The sequence below is a fragment of the Streptococcus sanguinis SK355 genome (assembly GCF_000212855.1).
GTDB classification, from domain to species: Bacteria; Bacillota; Bacilli; order Lactobacillales; family Streptococcaceae; genus Streptococcus; species Streptococcus sanguinis_A.
Genome location: NZ_GL890993.1, coordinates 755407 through 770602 on the forward strand (window position 1 = coordinate 755407; position 15196 = coordinate 770602).

The 15196-nt window shown below is 44.1% G+C and carries 19 protein-coding genes; all 19 read left to right on the plus strand.

Annotated features, from left to right (window positions below):
- The first annotated feature begins 10 nt into the window (after positions 1–10).
- The 19 genes from HMPREF9389_RS12135 (at position 11) to folE (ending at position 15128) form a co-directional block, all read left to right on the plus strand.
- On the plus strand, positions 11–154 hold the full coding sequence (locus HMPREF9389_RS12135; protein WP_002928913.1) for a hypothetical protein: 144 nt from the start codon (positions 11–13) through the stop codon (positions 152–154).
- On the plus strand, positions 147–1457 hold the full coding sequence (locus HMPREF9389_RS07540) for a glycosyltransferase family 2 protein (protein WP_002928914.1): 1311 nt from the start codon (positions 147–149) through the stop codon (positions 1455–1457). The genes HMPREF9389_RS12135 and HMPREF9389_RS07540 overlap by 8 nt, the downstream gene beginning before the upstream one ends.
- An 8-nt stretch (positions 1458–1465) precedes the next feature.
- Positions 1466–2572, plus strand: coding sequence for a glycosyl hydrolase family 8 (locus HMPREF9389_RS07535; protein ID WP_002928915.1), 1107 nt, complete (start codon positions 1466–1468; stop codon positions 2570–2572).
- Positions 2573–2743: 171 nt separating this feature from the next.
- A complete protein-coding gene (locus HMPREF9389_RS07530) occupies positions 2744–3805 on the plus strand; it encodes a zinc-dependent alcohol dehydrogenase family protein (RefSeq protein WP_002928916.1) in 1062 nt (353 codons plus the stop codon).
- Positions 3806–3943: 138 nt separating this feature from the next.
- Positions 3944–4324 carry a DUF1033 family protein gene (locus HMPREF9389_RS07525; RefSeq protein ID WP_002928917.1) on the plus strand — a complete coding sequence of 127 codons (381 nt, stop codon included), beginning with the start codon at positions 3944–3946 and terminating at the stop codon, positions 4322–4324.
- A 129-nt stretch (positions 4325–4453) separates the two neighbouring features.
- On the plus strand, positions 4454–5395 hold the full coding sequence (gene comGA, locus HMPREF9389_RS07520) for a competence type IV pilus ATPase ComGA (RefSeq protein ID WP_002928918.1): 942 nt from the start codon (positions 4454–4456) through the stop codon (positions 5393–5395).
- The gene (gene comGB, locus HMPREF9389_RS07515) at positions 5325–6359 is read left to right on the plus strand and encodes a competence type IV pilus assembly protein ComGB (protein WP_268869287.1); all 1035 of its coding nucleotides are present in this window, start codon (positions 5325–5327) and stop codon (positions 6357–6359) included. The genes comGA and comGB overlap by 71 nt, the downstream gene beginning before the upstream one ends.
- On the plus strand, positions 6359–6676 hold the full coding sequence (gene comGC, locus HMPREF9389_RS07510; RefSeq protein ID WP_002896769.1) for a competence type IV pilus major pilin ComGC: 318 nt from the start codon (positions 6359–6361) through the stop codon (positions 6674–6676). Before comGB ends, comGC begins: the two co-directional genes overlap by 1 nt.
- Positions 6636–7070, plus strand: a complete 435-nt coding sequence (comGD, locus tag HMPREF9389_RS07505) for a competence type IV pilus minor pilin ComGD (RefSeq protein ID WP_002928920.1) — start codon at positions 6636–6638, stop codon at positions 7068–7070. The genes comGC and comGD overlap by 41 nt, the downstream gene beginning before the upstream one ends.
- The gene (comGE, locus tag HMPREF9389_RS07500; RefSeq protein ID WP_002928921.1) at positions 7036–7329 is read left to right on the plus strand and encodes a competence type IV pilus minor pilin ComGE; all 294 of its coding nucleotides are present in this window, start codon (positions 7036–7038) and stop codon (positions 7327–7329) included. The genes comGD and comGE overlap by 35 nt, the downstream gene beginning before the upstream one ends.
- Positions 7313–7750, plus strand: a complete 438-nt coding sequence (gene comGF / locus HMPREF9389_RS07495; RefSeq protein ID WP_002928922.1) for a competence type IV pilus minor pilin ComGF — start codon at positions 7313–7315, stop codon at positions 7748–7750. The genes comGE and comGF overlap by 17 nt, the downstream gene beginning before the upstream one ends.
- Entirely contained in the window at positions 7731–8123 is a 393-nt protein-coding gene (gene comGG / locus HMPREF9389_RS07490; protein ID WP_002928923.1) for a competence type IV pilus minor pilin ComGG, read from the plus strand. Before comGF ends, comGG begins: the two co-directional genes overlap by 20 nt.
- Before the next feature lie 81 nt (positions 8124–8204).
- On the plus strand, positions 8205–9170 hold the full coding sequence (locus HMPREF9389_RS07485; protein ID WP_002928926.1) for a class I SAM-dependent methyltransferase: 966 nt from the start codon (positions 8205–8207) through the stop codon (positions 9168–9170).
- A gap of 36 nt (positions 9171–9206) precedes the next feature.
- Positions 9207–10400, plus strand: coding sequence for an acetate kinase (locus tag HMPREF9389_RS07480; RefSeq protein ID WP_002928927.1), 1194 nt, complete (start codon positions 9207–9209; stop codon positions 10398–10400).
- A gap of 143 nt (positions 10401–10543) precedes the next feature.
- The gene (locus HMPREF9389_RS07475) at positions 10544–11293 is read left to right on the plus strand and encodes a CPBP family intramembrane glutamic endopeptidase (protein ID WP_002928929.1); all 750 of its coding nucleotides are present in this window, start codon (positions 10544–10546) and stop codon (positions 11291–11293) included.
- 117 nt (positions 11294–11410) lie between these two features.
- Positions 11411–12049, plus strand: coding sequence for a type II CAAX prenyl endopeptidase Rce1 family protein (locus HMPREF9389_RS07470; RefSeq protein WP_002928930.1), 639 nt, complete (start codon positions 11411–11413; stop codon positions 12047–12049).
- Between the two features lie 194 nt (positions 12050–12243).
- Positions 12244–13197: a dihydropteroate synthase gene (gene folP, locus HMPREF9389_RS07465; protein WP_002928931.1), complete on the plus strand. Its 954-nt coding sequence runs from the start codon at positions 12244–12246 to the stop codon at positions 13195–13197.
- Position 13198: 1 nt separating this feature from the next.
- Positions 13199–14593 carry a bifunctional folylpolyglutamate synthase/dihydrofolate synthase gene (locus HMPREF9389_RS07460; protein WP_002928934.1) on the plus strand — a complete coding sequence of 465 codons (1395 nt, stop codon included), beginning with the start codon at positions 13199–13201 and terminating at the stop codon, positions 14591–14593.
- A complete protein-coding gene (gene folE / locus HMPREF9389_RS07455) occupies positions 14574–15128 on the plus strand; it encodes a GTP cyclohydrolase I FolE (RefSeq protein WP_002896758.1) in 555 nt (184 codons plus the stop codon). Before HMPREF9389_RS07460 ends, folE begins: the two co-directional genes overlap by 20 nt.
- Positions 15129–15196 lie beyond the last annotated feature (68 nt).

Here is a 15196-nt window from a genome sequence, read left to right on the forward strand (position 1 = left end):
AGGTAAACACATGTCTTTAACTGAAGTATTTTTTATCGTATCTATGGTGCTAAGTATCTTTTTTGCTATTAGTTTTTTTGTCCTCTTCATCTATTATCTGGTTATCTACAATCGGGTCAATAAAAATTTTAGGGCGGTGACTCGTCATGATTAGTCAGCTTATTATGATTATCACCCTGTTCTCCATCTGGATGTCTCTGGCTTGGGCTTTGGTTATCCTATGTTCTTCCGTGCATTTCTGGATGAAGCGCAGTGACTTCAACGTGGATACCAGTCCCTTGGAGCATTATCCTATGGTTACAGTCGTTGTTCCTGCCCACAATGAAGATGTGGTTATCGCTCAGACGACCAAGGCTATTCTGGACTTGGATTACCCTCATGACCGAGTGGAAGTTCTGCTATTTGCAGACAACTGCTCGGATGATACTTATCAGGAAATGCTGAAAGTACAGGCTATGCCTGAGTATGCTGGACGCAATGTTACAATTACAGACCGTACAGGTACGGGAGGTAAGGCTGGGGTGCTGAATGATGCCCTGAAGATGGCTAAGGGCGAATATATCTGTGTCTACGATGCGGATGCTATGCCAGAAAAGAATGCCCTCTACTTCCTAGTCAAGAAAGTCTTAGAAGATCCAGAACGTCACGTTGCTTCCTTTGGACGCAATAAGACCCGTAATGCCAACCAGAACTTCCTGACCCGTTGTATCAACCAAGAAATCGTTGTAACTCAGCGTGTTTACCACGTAGGTATGTGGCATCTCTTCAAGATTGGACGGATTCCAGGTACGAACTTCTTGATTAACACGGAGTTTGTTAAGAGTATTGGTGGTTGGAAAAATGGTGCCTTGACAGAGGACACGGAAATTTCCTTTAAGATCATGCAGAGCGGCAAGCTGATTGCCTTGGCTTATAACTCCGAGGCTTTCCAGCAAGAACCTGAGACCCTCAAGTCCTATTACTTGCAGCGTAAGCGCTGGGCTAAGGGGAATTACGAGGTGGTTATTGACAACTTCAAGCATCTTTTTAGCGGCGGTAACTGGCGCGTGAAGTTAGAAGTTTTCAATTATTCTTGTATCTTCTTCTGGTTCAATTTGGCGATTGTCTTATCTGACTTGGTTTTCTTTGCCAATGTAGCGGCGATGATTACCCAGCTCTTTATACCGGATGTGCGGATTCCTTTCGCTTTTGATGCTCAGAATATCTATATCGTCCAGCTGATGCTCTTTAACTGGCTTCTGATGATTTTGCTTTATCTTTTGCAGATCAATATTGCCCTGGCTTCTCAGTTTGGACAGGCGACTACCAAACAGATTTGGCTGGCCCTTGTGTCCTATTTGACATACTCTCAGCTCTTTATAGTTGTCTCTTTAGATGCAGTAGGATCTGTTATCTTGGACAAGATTTTGAAGCGGAAAGAAACCAAGTGGGTTAAAACAAAACGATTTGCAGGTTAGGAGAAAGTGTGAAAAGAACAAGATTAAGATTTATTTGGTTTGTGATAATTCTGGCTGTCTTGGCTAGTATCCTGTTGTACACCCGCATGGGCAGCACTCCGAATATCAAAAAGAAAATATACAGCCAATGGTCTAAAGAATATGTCGTAACCAAGGACAAATTGTCTTATATCAGGACGACAAACAGTAAGACGGAAGATGTTGTGCTGTCTGAAGCACAGGGTTATGGCATGGTGATTGCTGTGGATGCAGCTAAGCAAGGCCAGGCAAGTTCGTCTGATTTTGAAAAGCTCTACCAATATTATCTAGCTCATCGTCTGAAAGATACCCAACTCATGTCTTGGAAACAGACGATTAAGGACGGAAAGAGTAATCATGAAGACGAAAACAATGCTACAGACGGTGATCTCTACATTGCCTATGCTTTGATTCAGGCGGCTAAACAGTGGCCGGACAAGGCTAAAGAATATCAAGCTCAGGCTCAGGCTATTCTGAAAGATGTATTGGCATATAACTATAATGAAAGCAATGGTGTTTTGACAGTTGGGAACTGGGCAAATACAGAATCGAAATTTTATAATCTCATGCGGACTTCTGATACATTGCCGCAGCAGTTCCAAGCTTTCTATGAGTTGACCAAAGATAAGCAGTGGCTGACAATCCGAGATAACATGCTCAGCAAACTTGAAGCAATCAGCGCTGATAACAAGACTGGTTTGATACCAGATTTTATCTGGGTTGACGGTGACAAAGTTCGGGCTGCTGAGCCTGATACGGTTGAGTCTGCAAATGATGGCTATTATTCTTATAATGCCTGCCGACTTCCTTACAACTTGGCTCAAAGCAAGGATGAAAAAAGTCAAAAACTGCTGAAGAAGATGTTGAACTTCTTCCTCAATCAAGAAAAGATTTATGCGGGCTACAACCTGAAAGGCAAGGCTCTCAATAGCAATCAGGCTGGTAGCTTTACCGCACCAGTATTCTATGCGGCTAACAACAATATAGAATTCCGCAAATTAGTACAGCAGAATAAATATCTCTTCATGCAAGGTTTGCCGTCAGACAATTACTATGACGCAGCTGTGACAACGATGGTTGCTTTAGAAACGTTATAATGCAGAAACAAGCAGAATAAAAATTTTGCTTAAGATAATACAGACAATAGGGTGGGACAAAACGGTGTTTGTCCCACTTTTTTTGGAGGAAAAACCTTGCGATTTTTTTCACAAACTGTTAGAATAAAATAGAAAACATTCATCATAACATAACAATAGAAAGGATAGCCTATGAAAGCCTATACTTATGTTAAGCCGGGATTTGCCCAGTTTATAGATGTTGATAAACCTGTCGTACGCAAGCCAACAGACGCTATTGTCCGTATGGTTAAGACCACTATCTGCGGGACTGATCTTCATATTATTAAAGGAGACGTACCTGCCTGCAAGAGCGGTACTATTCTGGGACATGAAGGCATCGGTATTGTTGAAGAAGTTGGTGACAGTGTAACCAATTTCAAGAAGGGCGATAAAGTTCTGATTTCCTGTGTTTGTGCCTGTGGCAAGTGCTACTATTGCAAGAAGGGCATTTACGCCCATTGTGAAGATGAAGGTGGATGGATTTTCGGGCATTTGATTGACGGAACTCAAGCTGAGTATCTGCGCGTGCCCCATGCGGATAATACTCTCTATTATACTCCAAAAGATTTGTCAGATGAGGCCTTGGTCATGCTGTCAGACATCTTGCCAACAGCTTATGAAATAGGAGTTTTAAAAGGCAAAGTAGAGCCTGGATGTACAGTAGCTATCGTTGGCTCTGGGCCAATCGGTCTCGCGTCTTTACTGACAGCTCAGTTTTATTCTCCGTCAAAGATTATCATGGTTGACATCGATGAGAATCGTTTAGATACGGCCATAGCCTTTGGGGCAACAGATAAGGTAAATTCAGCGGATGCTGAAAAAGCTGTGCAGGCTATCTTTGACTTGACAGATGGACGTGGAGTTGATGTAGCCATTGAAGCAGTAGGAATTCCAGACAGTTTTGATCTTTGTCAGAAAGTCATTGCCGTTGATGGAACCATTGCTAACTGTGGAGTTCATGGCAAACCTGTAGAGTTTGAGTTAGACCGGCTCTGGATTCGAAATATCAATGTGACGACCGGGCTGGTATCTACCAATACTACTCCACAGCTGCTAAAGGCTCTGGAAAGTCATAAGATTGAGCCAGAAAAGCTAGTGACTCATTACTTTAAGTTGAGTGAAATCGAAGAAGCTTTCAAGGTCTTTGGCCAAGCTGCTGACCATCACGCTATTAAGGTCATTATTGAAAACGATCTTTCTCCAGCCCAATAAAAATGTGTATTATTCTTTTGCCTATCCCTTTTAATCTTTGGTTACAAGGGGTTTTTATATTGTTTTCTGATTCTGAGCAAAATAGTTTTGTTCGCCAAAGAATTTATATATAATATACGGTACAAAGAGAGGACGAGTATGTATTGTGTAATTGAGATGTACGGGGACTATGAACCGTGGTGGTTCCTGGATGGCTGGGAAGAAGATGTCGTTGCAAAGAAGCACTTCGATGATTATTATGAAGCCCTTAAATATTATAAAAACCGCTGGCTGCAGATGGAAGAGCAGTCACCTTTGTATAAGAGCCGTAGTGATTTAATGACTATTTTTTGGGATCCGGAGGATCAGCGCTGGTGCGAGGAATGTGATGAAAATGTTCAGCAGTATCACTCGCTGTTTTTGCTGGAGAATGAGTGCAAGATTCCTAAGAGCAAGTACCGGCCAGGCTATACTAAGCAGAACGGTCTTGAAAAGCACCGAGCTTGCTCAGTCAAACTAAAATCCGCTAAGCCTCTTTAAATCGATAGAATATATTTTGCAAATCAGATAATAGAGCAGCAGAAGAGACCTAACTTGTTAAAAGTTAAGTTCCTTCCGCTGTTTTTTCTTTTTCTGGATTTTTTGCGAATAGTAAGATGAGGAGGATATATGGTTCAAGAAATTGCAAAAGAAATGATCAGGCAAGCTCGGCAAGAAGGGGCGCAGGATATTTACCTCATTCCTAAGAGCACTTGCTATGAGCTTTATATGAGAATTGGTGATGAACGTCGCTTTATAAAGACTTATGATTTTGAGCTTCTGTCAGCTGTTATCAGCCACTTTAAGTTTGTCGCAGGTATGAATGTTGGAGAGAAGCGCCGCAGTCAGCTTGGGTCTTGCGATTATGACTGTGAGGAAGCCAAGGTTTCAATCCGGCTGTCAACAGTTGGTGATTATCGTGGTTTTGAAAGTCTGGTCATCCGGCTCTTGCATGATGAAGACAGGGAGCTGCGCTTTTGGTTTGAGCAATTGCCGGAGCTGCGCAAGAAAATTCAGGCTCGCGGCCTCTATCTATTCTCAGGCCCAGTCGGCAGTGGCAAGACGACCTTGATGTACCATTTGGCTCAGCTTAAATTTTCTGGTCAGCAGGTTATGTCGATTGAAGATCCGGTTGAGATTAAGCAAGAGGCTATGCTGCAGCTGCAGCTGAACGAAACCATTGGCATGACTTATGATAGTCTGATTAAGCTGTCTCTGCGACATCGACCGGATCTCTTGATTATCGGGGAAATCCGTGATCGAGAGACAGCTAGGGCAGTGGTTCGGGCAAGTTTGACTGGAGCTACGGTCTTTTCAACGATTCATGCTAAGAGTGTTCGAGGTGTCTATGAGCGGCTTTTGGAATTGGGTGTTAGCGAGGATGAGCTAAGAATGGTGCTGCAAGGTGTTTGTTACCAGCGTTTAATTGGGGGAGGAGGTGTCGTTGATTTTGTCAGTCAAAACTATCAAGAGCACGAAGCCGCAGTCTGGAATCAGCAGATTGATCAGCTTTTTGCAGAAGGACATATCAGTGCTGAGCAAAAGCAGACCGAAAAAATTATCTACGCCTAAGCAGAAAAAGATTATTGAGCTCTTTCATAATCTCTTCAGCAGTGGTTTTCACCTAGCAGAGATTGTAGACTTTCTGAGGCGAAGTGCCTTGCTGGAGGAGGCTTATGTGGCAGAAATGCGGGCAGGATTGTCAGCTGGTCAGTCCTTTTCAGAGATTGTCAGTCGACTGGGATTTTCCGACAGTGTTGTAACCCAGCTGTCCTTATCTGAGCTGCATGGCAATCTGACTCTAAGTCTGGGCAAAATTGAGGCCTATCTGGAAAATCTGTCCAAGGTTAAGAAAAAATTGATAGAGGTAGGAACCTATCCTCTCATGCTGCTGGGCTTTTTGGTTCTTATCATGCTGGGCTTGCGCAACTATCTTCTGCCTCAATTGGACAGCCAGAATCTAGCTACTCGGCTGATTAATCACCTGCCTCAGATCTTTTTGTGGAGCAGCCTTGCTTTAGCTGTCTTGGTTTCAGTGGCTCTCTTTTACTATCGAAAGTCATCCAAGATTCGTTTTTTCAGTAAACTAGCAGCTCTGCCCTTTTTTGGACATTTGGTACAGGCTTACTTGACCGCTTATTATGCTCGTGAATGGGGAAATATGATTGGTCAGGGCTTGGAACTGAGTCAGATTTTTGCGATTATGCAGGAGCAGCCTTCCCAGCTCTTTAAAGAAATCGGAGAAGATATGGCTGCTGCATTACAAGGTGGTCAGGGCTATGCGGACAAGGCAGCAAGTTACCCTTTCTTTAAGAAAGAATTGTCCCTGATGATCGAGTATGGTGAGGTTAAGTCCAAGCTAGGCAGTGAGCTGGAAGTCTATGCTGAAAAGACTTGGGAGGAATTTTTCCTACGTATCAACCGGGCCATGAATTTCATTCAGCCCCTAGTATTTATTTTTGTTGCCTTAGTGATTGTTTTACTTTATGCGGCAATGCTCTTGCCCATTTATCAGAATATGGAGGTTCATTTGTAATGAAAAAACTTAATACCTTAAAAGTTCAAGCATTCACCCTTGTGGAAATGCTGATTGTCTTGCTGGTTATCAGCGTACTCTTGCTGCTCTTTGTGCCTAATCTGACCAAGCAAAAAGATGCTGTTTCAGATACAGGAACTGCAGCGGTGGTCAAGGTGGTAGAAAGCCAGGCGGAGCTGTATGAACTGAAGAATACCAATGAAAAGGCTAGCCTGAGCAAGCTAGTCAGTGCAGGAAATATCAGCCAGAAACAGGCAGATTCTTATAAGGCTTACTATGGAAAACACAGTGGCGAAACTCAAGCGGTTGCCAATTAAGGCTTTTACACTGCTGGAAAGTCTCCTCGTTCTTTTTGTCGTTAGTTTTCTACTACTAGGCTTATCTGGCTCGGTCAGGGCTGGCTTCAATCAGGTTCAAGAGCAACTCTTCTTTTTAGAGTTTGAGAGGCTCTATCAGGAGACGCAGAGCCTAAGCTTGGCTGGGCATGAGAAGATTTCTCTGGAGATTTCAGGACGGCAGATTTCCAATGGCTATCAAGAGCTGGATTTTTCGCAAACTTTGCAGGAACATGAGCAGCAGGTCATTCTGTTTGACCGGGCTGGTGGGAATTCATCACTCAGCAAGATTATTTTTCAGACGGAGGACAGGACAGTTGTTTACCAGCTTTATATGGGCAATGGAAAGTTTAAAAAGACGACAGCTTCAGGCTAGCATTCTGCTGGAAGCTCTGGTGGCTATGGCAGTTTTTGCGGCTATTGCCAGTCTGCTTCTGGGACAGATTAGCCGGTCTCGTAAAGAGCAGCAGATCCTTCTGCAGCAGGAAGAGGTGCTTCGGGTAGCTCGTATGGCCCTGCAAACAGGACAAGAAGAGCTTCATATCAATGGAATTGCTGTGCGTCAGCTTAAGACAGATAAGCAGCTGCTGGTCTATCACGAAGGGGAGGTAGTTATCCGTGTCCAAAAACCTTAAAGTCAAGGCTTTTACCCTCTTGGAGGCCTTAGTAGCCTTGCTGGTTCTCAGTGGCGGGGTGTTAGTCTTTCAGGCCATGACCCAGCTCATATCTTCAGAACTGCATCAGCAGGAGAACAATCAACAGCAAGAGTGGCTTTTGTTTGCCGACCAACTGGAGACGGAGCTTTCGCGAAGTCAATTTGACAAGGTAGAAGACAATAAAATCTACATCAGACAAGATGGCAGGGACTTGGCCTTTGGTAAATCTAAGGGCGATGATTTCCGTAAAACAGATAAGAGCGGTCGCGGCTACCAGCCGATGATTTATGGTTTAGAAGCAGCTGACGTCCGTCAGGACGGTAAGCTTGTCCATCTTCATTTTCGCTTTGAAAAAGGCTTAGAGAGGGAGTTCGTCTATCGTGTGGAAGAAGAAAGTTGAGGCTGGTATTTTACTGTATGCGCTGCTGATGGCTGCAGTCTTTAGCCTGCTCCTGCAGTTTTATCTCAATCGTCAAGTCAGCAGTCAGCGCTTGCGACTTTTCAACAGGGAAAGGACGGAAGCCTATGCAATGGCAGTTCTGACAAAAGCTACAGCCAAGGATGATAGCGGTGAGATGGAGTTTGAGCAAGGAAAGGCGATCTACCGTAAGAAAGGGAAGGAACTGGAAATCAGCAGTCAGTTCAGCAGCGGGCATTCCTATTCTTTTACTTTTAGTACTTCTAAGAAAGATGAGGATAAAGCAAAGGAAGACAAGAAAGCAACTGACAAAAAAGAGAAAGCGATTTCGGACGAAGCTGGTAAGTCGGACTAATATAACTGTAAAATCTTTGTAATTTTATATATCTTGGAATGGGGCCTTATTTTTGGTATGATAGGATAAACGGAGGATTCCATGAATTTTGAAAAGATAGAACAAGCTTATACTCTGATTCTCGAAAACGTCCAGAATATCCAAAACGCTCTGGCGACCAATTTTTACGATGCTCTGATTGAGCAGAACGGCATTTACCTAGATGGGGATACTGATTTACAAGAAGTTCTGACCAACGATGAAAAAATCCGTGCTCTGCATTTGACCAAAGAAGAATGGCGGAGAGCCTATCAGTTTATTCTGATGAAGGCTGCCCAGACGGAGCCCATGCAGGTCAATCATCAGTTCACTCCTGATACAATTGGTTTTCTGATTACTTTCTTATTGGATCAGCTAGCTCACGGAGAGGAAGCTGATGTATTAGAAATCGGCAGTGGAACTGGAAATTTGGCTGAGACTATTCTCAATCATACCCAAAAGAAGATTGACTATCTGGGTCTGGAACTAGATGATTTATTAATTGACCTTTCTGCCAGTATTGCGGAGGTTACGAACTCTAAGGCTCACTTTGCTCAGGGGGATGCAGTTCGGCCTCAGGTTCTGAAAGAGAGTGATATCATTATCAGTGATTTACCGGTCGGTTATTATCCAGACGATAGTATCGCCTCCCGCTATGAGGTGGCTAGTCCGGATGAGCACACTTATGCCCATCATCTTCTAATGGAGCAGTCGCTCAAATATCTGAAGCCAGGTGGTTATGCTATTTTTCTGGCGCCGAATGACCTCTTGACTAGCGCTCAAGCTCCTCTTCTGAAAAAATGGCTCTTGGCCAAGGCTCAGTTTATTGCGATGATAACCTTGCCAGAGTCGATTTTCTCAAGCAGCAAGCATGCCAAAACTCTTTTTGTCTTGAGGAAGCAAGAAGCTAACAACGTTCAGCCTTTTATCTATCCTCTGCGGGATTTGCAGGATCATGATGAAATGTTTAAATTCCGCCAAAGTTTTCAAAACTGGTACAAAGATAGTGAAATTCAAACAAAATTTTGATATAATGATTTTGAAAACGCTTAAAGAGGTGAAGAAATGTCGAAAACAATTTCTATTAATGCAGGAAGCTCAAGCTTAAAATGGCAACTCTATTTGATGCCGGAAGAAAAAGTATTGGCTAAGGGCTTGCTGGAACGGATTGGTCTCAAAGATTCTATTTCAACAGTGAAGTTTGACGGTCGGTCAGAGAAGCAGGTTCTTGATATTGAAGATCACACGCAGGCCGTAAAAATTTTGCTGGATGATTTGAAACGCTTTAATATCATTGAGTCTTATGATGAGATTACCGGTGTGGGCCATCGTGTTGTGGCTGGCGGTGAATACTTTAAGGATTCAGCTCTCGTTGATGAAGAAGTGATTCAAAAGGTAGAGGAGCTGTCTCTTTTAGCTCCATTGCATAATCCGGCTAATGCTGCAGGTATCCGTGCTTTTAGAGAAATTCTGCCAGACATCACCAGCGTGGTAGTCTTTGACACCTCTTTCCATACAACTATGCCGGAAAAAGCTTATCGCTATCCGATTCCTACTAAATACTACACTGAAAATAAGGTTCGCAAGTACGGAGCTCACGGGACCAGCCATGAGTATGTAGCCAAGGAAGCTGCTAAAGTTTTGGGACGTCCGATTGAAGAACTCAAGCTTATCACTTGCCATATCGGTAACGGAGCTTCCATCACAGCAGTTGACAAGGGCGTTTCTGTAGATACCTCTATGGGATTCACACCACTTGGCGGTGTCATGATGGGAACGCGTACAGGGGATATTGACCCAGCTATTATTCCTTACTTGATGCAATACACGGATGACTTTAATACTCCAGAAGATATTAGTCGCGTCTTGAACCGTGAATCTGGCTTGCTTGGCGTTTCTGAGAAGTCTAGTGATATGCGCGATATTCATGAAGCGATGCGGGCAGGTGATGCCAAGGCTCAATTAGCTAACGACATTTTTGTAGACCGGATTCAGAAATATATTGGTCAGTATCTTGCTGTTTTGAATGGAGCTGATGCTATCATCTTTACCGCAGGAATCGGTGAAAATTCTGTAACCATTCGTAGATTGGTTGTTGAAGGTATCTCGTGGTTTGGCTGTAACGTGGATCCAGAAAAGAATGTGTATGGTGCAGAAGGGGTGATTTCCAGTCCTGATGCCAAGGTCAAAGTCTTGGTTATTCCGACTGACGAAGAGTTGGTCATTGCGCGTGATGTTGAACGTTTCAAAAATCAATAAATTAAGAAAATCTAAAAGCTCAGTTTGACTGGGCTTTTTGTATGCGTTAAAAAAGAATTTTCTTGGTTGTTGGCCCTGAAAACATTGAGCGATTCTATCTCATAGTCATTATCTGTATTAGTTCCCACCCCTTGATATTCAAGATGCCTGCAGTTAAGAATTGTCTATACAAAATGAGTAAATTGAGCTATACTAGGAAGGAAAAGGAGGAAGATATGAAAGCAATTCTAAAAAAATTAGAGTACATCCTACTGACTCTGTTTGTCTTATTTCTCAGCCAGATACCATTTATATTTATCCGACAGATGACTGCTTCTGAGAAGAGTTTTTCAGCTGGCCAGACTATCTTTGTGCTGGTGGTATATCTTTTGATTATCTTTTTTGTTTTGCGAATGGCGAAGCAAGAAGAACTGCTGAGCCTTGACTTTAGCTTCTTCAAATGGTCTTCGTTGGGTTGGTTAGCCGTTTCTAATGTTGTCATGATTGGTGTCAACATGTTGGGAGCAATTATTATGCTGCTGGAAGGTCAGGCCATATCCACTGCCAATCAGGATGCCTTGAATGCTTTATTTCAGCATGTACCCAAAATTTTATTAGTGGTAGGAGCTGTGATTCAGGCCCCTATCTTGGAGGAAGTGGTCTTTCGCGGCTTGATTCCTCAGAAGATTTTTACCAAGCATTATGTTTGGGGATTGGTTGTAGGAGTGATTCTTTTCGGTCTTTTTCATAGTCCGACCAACATCGGCAGTTTTGTTATATATGCAGGTATGGGTGCTGTTTTAGCTGCAGTTGCTTACATATTTAAGCGTTTGGAAATGTCTATTTTGGCACACATGCTGAGAAATGGAGTTGCAGTACTCATCATGATACTGACAGGTTTGGTGAACAAGTAAGAAAGCAGAGAATATCTGCTTTTTTTGTCATTTGAGGCACAAATTAGAACATTTGAGGGGATTTCTCCCAGCTTGCTCTTACTTCTTCTATAATGATAAGAGAAGAATGGAGAGAATATGCTGAAATTAGAAAAAATCATTCAATTGTTATTGCTAGCTATGTTGACTCAGACGGGACTGCTCCTCATGATTCATCCAATTCCTCATCGCTTGGTCTTTAGTCAGGCTAATCTGCTTTTTATGGTGGGCTTGCTGGGGTTGCTTTTTTGTTGTGCCTTTTATTTTTCCAGAGAACTGCAGGAAATCAAAGGTTCTCTGCGTCAGTCAAGCAACTATCGACACTTGCTTTTCTTGTATTTTTTGATGATTTTGGTCAATGCTGCGGGGGTTCTTCTGCTGTGTGGCAAGGAGGTACAGTCAGGACAGGCGGTAGAGCAGATGCTGACGGAGAGTTTTCTGTCATCTTCTCTTTTGCTTCTGGGGATTGACATCGCCGTTTTATCCCCTGTAGCACCGAAATTTGTTGGTAGGGACTTCCCTCTTCGCTATCGGAAGAGCTGGGGGATTGCACTAGGTTTGCTCTGCTTTTCTCTTGCGAAAAATCCTCAGGAAACTCTGTGTTTTCTGTCTTATCTGGTTTTTGGACTGGTCTTTGCTCATTTACTCAGGCCTTATTTTCGGCGTTTGGAGCTGTCTATGCTGGCCCATATTCTCCGAAATATGATTATTCTCAGCCTTTTACCCTTTTGCTTTTAGAAAGTGTTTTGTCAAATAGAAGAATTATGGTAAAATGGTAAATGAAACAAGGGGCTAAATAGGGTCTTCTTGTGAAGTCGAGTGCAGTTCATAGGACTGGATGCTGCATCTGCTGAGAGCTTTGCGGTACACTAGATGAGTGTGCCTTTTTTGTTGAAGAGCAGGGCAGCAAATAGAAATGAGATGAAAGTCAAATGGTGAATCTAAAAGCAATTGCTCCAGATGGCCGAACGGGCCTCTGTGGCATTATCAATGCGACGCCGGATTCCTTTTCGGACGGCGGACGCTACAACACGGTTGAGACGGCATTGGCTCAGGCTAGAAAGCTAATTGCTGAGGGAGCTCATATGCTGGATATTGGTGGTGAGTCTACTCGGCCAGGCAGTTATTTTGTAGCTATTCAAGAAGAGATAGAGCGGGTGGTGCCAGTCATTGAAGCTATTCGTCGGGAAAGTGATATTCTGATTTCTGTGGATACTTGGAAGTCGGAAGTGGCTGCAGCGGCTTTGGCTGCGGGTGCAGATATCATCAACGATATTACAGGTCTTTTGGGTGATCAAAAGATGGCAGAGACTGCTGCGAAATATGGTGCGCCAGTCATTGTCATGTTTAATCCAGTGATGGCTCGTCCTCAACATGCCAGTGCAAGGATTTTCCCAGAATTTGGCTTTGCCCCTGCTTTTAGCAAGGAAGAATTGTCTCTTTTTGCAGAGCTGCCGATTGCAGAACTCATGTGGAAGTGTTTTGAGAAATCTTTGAAGGTGGCCGAAAACGCTGGCCTTTCGCGTGAGAATATCATGCTGGATCCAGGGATTGGTTTCGGTTTGACAAAGCGTGAGAATCTTCTCCTTTTGCAGGAGCTGGAAAGTCTCCATCAGGCTGGTTTCCCTATTTTTCTTGGGGTTTCTCGTAAGCGATTTCTCGTTAGTATCTTAGAAGAAAACGGCTTTGAGGTCAATCCTGAGACTCAGGAAGGCTTCGAAAACCGTGATACAGCTTCAGCCCATCTGACTACCCTTGCGGCTAGCAGAGGCGTTGAAGTTGTCAGAGTGCACGAAGTGGCTAAGCACCGGATGGCTGCTGCCGTTGGCGATGCTATTCGTCTAGCACAGCAGACAGAAGATCTCAATCTAGGTCAGTACAAGTAAGATGAAAAAACAAGAATTACCTGATTTAAGCTGGCTGGAAGCCTATCGGACAGCCAGTCCCAATTTTGGCTTGGAGCGGATGGAGCGTTTGCTGGAGCTGCGGGGGAATCCGCATTTGCAGCTACCAGTCATTCATATTGCAGGAACTAATGGCAAGGGTTCAACCATTGCCCATCTGCGCCAACTTTTGGAGGTGCGAGGTCTGTGCGTCGGAACCTTTACCTCTCCTTATCTAGTCAGCTACAATGAGCAGATTGCCATTAATGGCAATGCGATTTCCGACCAAAACCTTCAGCGATTGCTTTCTATTTACCAAGAGCTTTTGGCCCAGCATGCGGCTGACTCTAGTTTACAGGGAGTGACTGAGTTTGAGATTGTAACTGCTCTAGCTTATGATTATTTTGTCCAGCAGCAGGTGGATGTGGCTATTATCGAGGTCGGCATGGGTGGGCTTTTGGACAGTACCAATGTCTGTCAGCCTTTGCTGACTGCAATCACGACAGTCGGTCTGGATCATGTGGCCCTGCTGGGTGACAGTCTAGAGGCTATTGCCCAGCAAAAAGCAGGCATTATCAAGCCTGGAGTTCCCCTTGTGACCGGTAGGTTGGAGCCGGAGGCTCTGGCAGTAGTCGAGCAAAAGGCTGCTGAAAAAGATGCTCCTCACTTTTCTTGGTCTCAAGACTATCAAGTGGAACATCAAGAGTCAGAGGAGGGGGAGTGCTTTTCCTTTTCGAATGCCTATCGGGTCAAAGACTCCTATCAAACAGCTCTGATGGGACTGCATCAGGCGGACAATGCTGGATTGGCTCTGCACTTGTGTGACCTATACTGTCAGCTGCAGTCGCTGCCCTTTTTAACAAAAGAAGAGGTTGAGAGGGCCTTGCTTGCTGCTGTGTGGCCAGGGCGTTTGGAAAGGATATCGGATCAGCCGCTCATCCTTCTGGATGGAGCCCATAATCCCCATGCCCTTCGGCCGCTAGCAGCGACATTGGACCAGCATTATCCGACGTATAGAAAGCACATTTTATTTGCTTGTATCCAAACCAAGGCCTTGGATGATATGGTGGAGCTGTTGCAAAAGATTCCCAAAGCTGCTATAAGCTTGACAGCCTTTGCTGATCCGCGGAGTTTTTCTAAAGAGAGCATGCAAGCCTTGGCTGAGCAGCAAGGTCTGTCTTACAAAGAATGGCCGGATTATTTGGCAGATTATTTTGCTGTAGAGCATGAGTCAGATGAGCTTTTGCTGATTACGGGTTCTCTTTATTTTCTGGCTCAGGTTAGAAAATCAATCCTTGAGAATCGCAAGTTAGATTTGGCCGAGCGTCCTTCTCAGTCAAGTCAATTATCAAAAAATAAAAATGAACATAGGAGCATATATGGACACGAAGAAAATTGAAGCAGCTGTAGCCCAGATTATTGAGGCGGTTGGAGAAGACGGAAGCCGCGAAGGTTTGCAGGAGACGCCACAGCGCATTGCCAAGATGTACCAGGAAATCTTTGCTGGGCTGGGTGAGACGGCTGAGGAGCATCTGGCCAAGTCTTTTGAAATCATTGACAATAATATGGTAGTGGAGAAGGATATTTTCTTTCATTCCATGTGTGAGCATCACTTCCTGCCATTTTACGGGAAGGTTCATATCGCCTATGTGCCTAATGGTCGGGTAGCAGGCTTGTCCAAGCTGGCCCGAACAGTAGAGGTTTATGCCAAGAAACCACAGATTCAAGAGCGATTGACCGTAGAGATTGCTGAAGCCTTGATGGACTATCTGGGTGCTCAGGGGGCCTTGGTCTGGGTGGAAGCTGAGCATATGTGTATGAATATGCGAGGAGTCAGAAAGCCTGGCACTGCAACAGTTACTACAGCGGCGCGTGGCGTTTTAGCGACGGATAAGGACCTAAAAAATGAAGCTTACAAGCTGATGGGACATTGATCTTATCAGTGGTGGAGCGTGTTAGGAAAGGCCAAGTAGTTTTATTAAGGATGAAATGCAGAAACTTG